Source organism: Daejeonella sp., assembly GCF_044232565.1.
In the GTDB taxonomy this organism is placed as follows: domain Bacteria; phylum Bacteroidota; class Bacteroidia; order Sphingobacteriales; family Sphingobacteriaceae; genus Daejeonella.
In genome coordinates this window covers 1-6627 of sequence record NZ_JBIILQ010000155.1, presented here as the reverse complement: position 1 = coordinate 6627, position 6627 = coordinate 1, and the positions used below count along the sequence as shown (strand labels likewise).

Genomic DNA, 6627 nt, shown 5'->3' with positions numbered 1-6627 from the left:
GCGATAGGCAAATCCTTCATTGTACAGGTAGTCGCCTAGGCCCATATAATTATCCTCCGGGACAGTTATGGCAAAGTAAATCGGACGTTTCCAATCATTGTGAGCGAGTATATCAATTAGGGCCAGTTCTGTTTTAGTTACATAATTTTTATTATACTTCCACTCAATTGAAGAGGCAATCAGATCCTTTTTATTTGCTGGAACTGTTCCGCTTGAAATAATCTGGTTAGGGTCAATGGTAATTTTAAAGTTTTTGGTGGGAAGGAAATTTTCCTTGCTGCCATCTTGATAGGCAGCCTTATCAGCGTCATTATCAGATAGCAAGATGTCGTAAATATCCTTAAGCTCTACTGATTCGTCGCTTATGTAATCTTGGTATCCTAATACATCTCTAACGCCCTGAACATATTTTTCATCGGGCATAGTAATGGGTAGGGGATCGGCCTGATTTACTTTTTTCTTCATTTGCCTGATATACCAATCAGTTCCAAGCAGGCTTAGATTAACTACTCGTACATCTGGACGAATATTTTCAACCTCTTGAGCATACCAAAGAGGATAGGTGTCATTGTCGCCATAAGTGAATAAAATGGCATTTGGCGCGCAAGATTCTAGGTAATTGTTTGCCATATCTCTTGCGGTGAATTTTGTGGAACGATCGTGATCATCCCAACCTTCCTTAGCCATTAAAACTGGTCCCGCCAAGAGTCCGATAATGTATGCAATTACTGCAGCTTTTGGAGCGCTCATTTTTTACGGATAAAATCTGCTATTCCAGCTACTCCGAGTCCAATCCAGATGGCAAAGGCATAAAAAGAGCCTGTATAGGCATAATCCCTTTCTCTAGGCTGCAGCGGATTTTGATTCAAATAAAGAACAATGGCTAGTCCTGTAAAGAAGAATAAAAGTGCAACTATTCCAGCATCCTTTTGGTTTTTTTGAAAGTGCCATAATGCACCTATGATACCTAGTATAAAGGGAAGGAAGTAAAATTTATTGTAGGCATTATTGGTTAACTGACTCTTTGGGAGATCGTATTGCCCTCCCAATAACATATTATCAATGAATTTAATACCTGAAAGCCAGTTTCCATGAATGTAATTGCCATGGCCTTGTTCATCATTTTGTCGTCCAATAAAGTTCCATGCAAAATAGCGAGTGTACATGAAGCTAGTTTGGTAGCTGATTAGGAAGCCGATGTTATTAAAGAAAGTAGGCGATTGGTTTTCATCTAATCCCATCCAATCGCGATAGAAGTTAATGTGCTGTGGGTCATCGCTATACATCCTTGGCAATAGAACATTCCGGTCATAAACACGTTCGTATTTTTGGCCTGCATTTTCATATTTATCTTTTCCTTTACGGTAGATAATATCTCCTTCTTTACTATCAATTGGCTTGGAATCGAACATTTGTCCATAAAGTAAGGGGCGATCTCCATATTGTTCACGGTTAACATAGCTCAATAAAGAAAATGCATTTTCCGGATCGCTATTATTTAATGTTGGGTCTGCTTTTGCTCTAATTACAATCAGAGCGAATGATCCGTATCCCAAAATGATAAATACAACGGAAATTAATGCAAGGTTAAGTACTCTTCTTTTTTCGCGAATTTTAAGAATGAATTCAAGTCCGGCAAGAATAATACCAGCCACAATTAAGCCAGAAATACCAGCCCCGATAGTCATTAAGGCCACAAAAGAGGTGATTGAAATTAAGAGGTAAGTTTTACTTGCATTTATACTGTATAAAATTCCAGAAACCAAGATGGTGATTACTAGCAGAGCAAAGAAAATTACACCTGTTCCAAAACCTAATCCGAGGGTATTTACAAAAAACAAATCCGAATAGGCTGCAAATTTTACCGTGTATTGCACGATACCATATTGAATAAAAGCAAGAATAAGGATGCCTACCAACAGAGTAAGGAGGGTACCTGAAGTAGTTCTTGTTTTTGATCTTCTAAAATAATACACCAGAGCAATGGCAGGAATTGCGAGTAAGTTTAATAGGTGAACACCAATTGAAAGTCCCATAACATAGGCAATAAAAACTAACCACCTGTCGGCATGAGGTTCATCTGCTTGTTGATCCCACTTTAATATAGCCCAAAATACGACTGCTGTACATAGAGATGATAGTGCATAAACTTCGGCTTCAACTGCCGAAAACCAAAAGGAATCTGAAAAGGTATAAGCTAATGCACCCACTATTCCGGAGCCCATAATAGTTATGAGTTGCCAGTTAGAAAGACTTTCACCTTTTACAGCAAGTACTTTCTTTGCTAGGGCTGTAATGGTCCAGAATAAAAACAATATTGTTGCAGCACTTGCTACGGCAGAACACATATTAATCCAAAAAGCAACTCTGCTAGTATCATTTCCAGCTAGCAAAGAAAAAACTTTTCCGAGCATTAAATATAGAGGTGCGCCCGGTTGATGAACCACTTGGAGCTTATAGGTTGAGGCGATAAATTCGCCAGAATCCCAAAAACTTGCAGATGGTTCAAGTGTTAAAGTATAGACAATTAGGGCTGTCAGAAAGCTGAACCAGCCTAGTAAATTGTTGATTTTGTTATAATTCATGTGTTCAAGATCAAAAATATTGTAAGCGAAATTAATAAATTAATGTTATTAGCCGAAGAAAAAGGCTTTGCTTTAACACTAATTAACGTAAAAAGGGCTTTTTAATAATAATTGATAAAAATTTCATTTTGATTTGCAGTTAATGTTATATCCCCTTATATTTGCATTCCATTTCAAAAGGAGCTTCTTTTTGAATTTGATTGCCCGATAGTATAATGGTAGTACAACTGTTTTTGGTGCAGTTTGTCTAGGTTCGAATCCTGGTCGGGCAACCAATTAAATTTCGAGTTTCGGAATTACTCATATTTTTCGCTTTGCGATTAAATTTATTTATTATTGTTTTCATTTAAGCATTAATCCGAATTCGAAAAAAAATGGCTCTCTCTTTCAATCCAATCAAATTATTTGCCGGCTCTGGAACTACTGAACTTGCTAAAAACATTGCAGAGAGTTATGGAATAAAATTAGGTGATGTTACCTTATCGAAGTTTAGCGATGGTGAATTTCAGCCTCATTTCAATGAAACAGTTCGTGGTTGTGATGTTTTCTTAATCCAATCTACCAATCAGCCTAACGATAATTTGGTGGAGCTTTTATTGATGATTGATGCGGCTAAAAGAGCCTCTGCGCATTACATTACAGTGGTTGTTCCTTACTTTGGATTTGCGCGTCAAGACAGGAAAGATAAACCTCGTGTGGCAATTGGAGCTAAATTAATGGCCAATCTAATAACTGCAGCTGGTGCACATAGAATTATGACTATGGACCTTCATGCGGCTCAAATTCAGGGATTTTTTGATATTCCGGTCGATCATTTAGATGCTTCTGTGATTTTTGTTCCTCACATTAAAAATTTAAATCTTCCCAATTTAACCATTGCATCACCTGATATGGGTGGTTCATACAGAGCAAGAACATTTGCTAAGTTTTTTAATGCAGAAGTTGTTATCTGCGACAAGCAGCGTAAAAGAGCGAATGAAATTGAATCAATGTCAATTATTGGAGATGTTACCGGTAGGGATGTTGTGTTAATGGATGATATTTGTGATACAGCCAGAACATTAGCAAAGGCTGCTGAGTTAATTATGGAAAATGGCGCTAGCAGTGTTAGAGCGGTATGTACGCATCCAGTTCTTTCTGGTGATGCTTACAAAACAATTGAAGGGTCTGCTTTGACTGAGCTAATTGTGACAGATACCATAGCTTCAGTAAAATCTAGTGCCAAAATTAAAGTTCTTTCAACGGCTGACCTCTTCAGTAGAGCAATTGCCAACGTGAATGAACATGGATCAATCAGTGATCTTTTTAAAATTGAATAAAGAAAATGAGCTTAGTTTTCAGGTTTAAGCTCGCCTGGTAATAATTATATTTAATAAATTAAAATGAAATCAATTGCTATTAGCGGTTCTCCAAGAGAGAACGTAGGGAAAAGAGACGCAAAAGAGCTGCGTTATCAAGGCTTAGTGCCAGCAGTTCTTTATGGTGGAAAAAACCAAATCCACTTTTCTGTGTCTGCAGCTGATTTGAAAGCTCTGGTTTATACACCAGAAGTTTCATTCGTTGCTTTAGAAATTGGTAGTGTGAAAGCACAAGCCATTATTCAGGATGTTACTTTTCATCCATTAACTGATTTACCTTTACACATTGATTTTTTAGAATTAGATGAGACTAAGCCAGTACTTATGCAGATTCCTGTAAAGTTGACTGGAACTTCACCTGGTGTTAAAATTGGTGGTAAATTAGTTCAGAAATTGCGTAAACTTCGTGTTAGGGCATTGCCAAAAGATATGCCTCAGTATGTTGAGGTTAGTATTGTTTCGCTTGAAGTAGGTAAATCTGTTGGTGTTGGAGAGTTGAAATTCGACAATTTCAAGATTACTAATAATTCTGATGATACCATCGTTTCAGTTACAATGTCACGTGCATTGAAGCAAGCTGAAAACGAAGGTAAAAAATAATTTTTTTTATTTTTTTTTTAATAGCAGTGTAGGATTTCTTGCACTGCTATTTTTTTTTGGTAAGAATTAGCCTTTTTTTGAAAGCTTTCTGCCATATTTGTTGTTCATGAAATACTTGATTATTGGCTTAGGGAATATCGGACCAGAATATGTAGATACAAGACATAATATTGGTTTTATGGTAGCAGATGCTTTTGCAAAGCAATCGCATGCTCCCTTTTTTAATATGCGACTTGCCTATTACACGGAGTTTAAATATAAAAGTAGAAGTATCTATGTTATAAAACCTACTACTTACATGAATTTAAGTGGCAAGGCGGTTAATTATTGGATGCAGGAATTAGGTATCCCTAAAGAAAATATTTTGGTTGTTGTGGATGATCTGGCACTACCTTTTGGAACTGTCCGATTGAAGCCGAAGGGAAGTCCAGCAGGCCACAATGGTTTAAAAAATATCGAAGCGATGCTTGGTAGTGCTGATTATCCAAGATTGCGTTTCGGTATTGGCGATAACTTCCCTAAAGGAAGGCAAGTAGATTATGTTTTAAGTGGCTTTGATCCGGAAGAACAAAAGGAATTGCCGGCACTTATAGATCGTTCAATAGAATTTATTGAAAGCTTTGTTACTGCGGGTACAGAGCTAACCATGACTCGCCTGAACAAATAAAATCAACAATTCAACATTTTGCAGATCATACAATGAAAATTTACGGAATCCCAAATTGTAATACAGTAAAAAAAACGCTAGATTGGTTTAGGAATCATCAGATTGATGTTGATTTTCATAATTTTAAGAAATCGGGTATTGATGAAGCCAAATTAGAATCCTGGTCTAATAAGCTAGGCTGGGAGGCATTGCTCAATAAAAGAGGAACCACCTGGAAAAATCTTGATACTGAACTTCAAAAAACGATTGTGTCTAAAGATGCGGCTTTTAAGTTGATGCAAGAAAAGCCTAGCATTATTAAGCGACCTGTGGTAGAAACAGAATCAGGTTTGCTTTTCTTAGGTTATGATGAAGAGCAGTTTGCCAGTATTCTAAAATAATTATTAATTAAAATTTCAATTCACTCATTTTCAATCCATTAATATGAATAAAGCTAAACATTTAAACTTCTTTTTGATTGCTTGTGCTTTTGTGTCTTTAGCCTTCACACAGTCTTTAGCTCAAACAATAAATCCAGTCAATAAATACGATTATACAGAGGCTTTCAACCCTAATTTTTATACTAAAAACGGGAGTGAATATCGATCGGCAAGTGGTCAGCCTGGACCAAAATATTGGCAGAATCGAGCAGATTATAAATTATCTGTTAGGTTAAACGAAGGAACAAATGAAATCTCTGGGACCTCAATAGTTAGCTATACCAATAACAGTCCCGATAAGTTAGCATTCCTTTGGATGCAGCTAGATCAAAATTTATTTCGAGATGATTCAAGAGGTAATGCAATTGTGCCAGTTAGTGGGAGTCGTAATGGCGGCCGTGGACAAGCATTTGAGGGGGGTTATAAAATTAAAGCCGTGAAAATAGTTTCTCTTGTTAATGGGAAAAATGTTGAATCGGATGTGAAATACTCAATTAATGATACGAGAATGCAGATTTTCCTGCCGACTGAATTGAGTGCTACTGGAGGTAAACTGAAATTAAAAATTGATTATTCCTTTGTTTCCCCAGATTATGGTTCCGACCGTATGGGGATTTTGAATACTAAAAATGGTAAAGTATATACGGTGGCTCAATGGTATCCACGAATGTGTGTTTACGATGATGTTTTGGGTTGGAATATGACACCTTATACCGGGCCGAGTGAGTTTTACCTCGAGTATGGCGATTACGATATTAGTATTACTGTGCCCTCTACTCATATTGTAGTTAGCTCCGGAGAACTAATAAATCCGCAGGAAGTTTATACAGTAGAACAGCAAAATCGCTGGAAGATGGCAGAAAAGAGTGATAAAACTGTGGTAATTCGATCTGCAAATGAAGTTTTAGACCCGAAATCACGCCCTTCAAGCAAGACAGAACTTACTTGGAAGTTTCAACTTAAGAATGCACGGGATGCTGCATGGGCATCCTCTGCGG

General features: G+C 37.1%; 4 protein-coding genes, 1 tRNA gene and 3 pseudogenes. 6 read left to right on the top strand and 2 right to left on the bottom strand.

Annotated features, from left to right (window positions below):
* Together ACILQF_RS09095 and ACILQF_RS09090 are read right to left on the bottom strand one after the other, a co-directional pair.
* A pseudogene (locus ACILQF_RS09095) lies at positions 1–750 on the bottom strand (DUF2723 domain-containing protein); the annotation flags it as partial.
* Between the two features lie 992 nt (positions 751–1742).
* Positions 1743–2585 (bottom strand): annotated as a pseudogene (locus ACILQF_RS09090) (DUF2723 domain-containing protein); the annotation flags it as partial.
* 201 nt (positions 2586–2786) lie between these two features.
* Between ACILQF_RS09090 and ACILQF_RS09085 the strand changes: the two are divergent.
* The 6 genes and pseudogenes from ACILQF_RS09085 to ACILQF_RS09060 all read left to right on the top strand — a co-directional run.
* A tRNA-Gln gene (locus ACILQF_RS09085) sits at positions 2787–2860 on the top strand.
* A gap of 99 nt (positions 2861–2959) precedes the next feature.
* Complete coding sequence (locus tag ACILQF_RS09080) at positions 2960–3904, top strand: ribose-phosphate pyrophosphokinase (RefSeq protein ID WP_395627100.1); 945 nt, start codon at positions 2960–2962, stop codon at positions 3902–3904.
* A gap of 63 nt (positions 3905–3967) precedes the next feature.
* Complete coding sequence (locus tag ACILQF_RS09075) at positions 3968–4543, top strand: 50S ribosomal protein L25/general stress protein Ctc (protein ID WP_395627099.1); 576 nt, start codon at positions 3968–3970, stop codon at positions 4541–4543.
* Positions 4544–4649: 106 nt separating this feature from the next.
* The gene (gene pth / locus ACILQF_RS09070; RefSeq protein ID WP_395627098.1) at positions 4650–5210 is read left to right on the top strand and encodes an aminoacyl-tRNA hydrolase; all 561 of its coding nucleotides are present in this window, start codon (positions 4650–4652) and stop codon (positions 5208–5210) included.
* A 32-nt stretch (positions 5211–5242) separates the two neighbouring features.
* A complete protein-coding gene (locus ACILQF_RS09065) occupies positions 5243–5590 on the top strand; it encodes an ArsC family reductase (RefSeq protein WP_395627097.1) in 348 nt (115 codons plus the stop codon).
* A 43-nt stretch (positions 5591–5633) separates the two neighbouring features.
* A pseudogene (locus tag ACILQF_RS09060) lies at positions 5634–6627 on the top strand (M1 family peptidase); the annotation flags it as partial.

Excerpts from the sequence above, each read along its gene's own strand:
- ACILQF_RS09080 (WP_395627100.1), top strand. The coding sequence starts at position 2,960 with ATGGCTCTCTCTTTCAATCCAATCAAATTATTTGCCGGCTCTGGAACT.
- ACILQF_RS09075 (WP_395627099.1), top strand. The coding sequence starts at position 3,968 with ATGAAATCAATTGCTATTAGCGGTTCTCCAAGAGAGAACGTAGGGAAA.
- ACILQF_RS09065 (WP_395627097.1), top strand. The coding sequence starts at position 5,243 with ATGAAAATTTACGGAATCCCAAATTGTAATACAGTAAAAAAAACGCTA.
- pth (WP_395627098.1), top strand. The coding sequence starts at position 4,650 with ATGAAATACTTGATTATTGGCTTAGGGAATATCGGACCAGAATATGTA.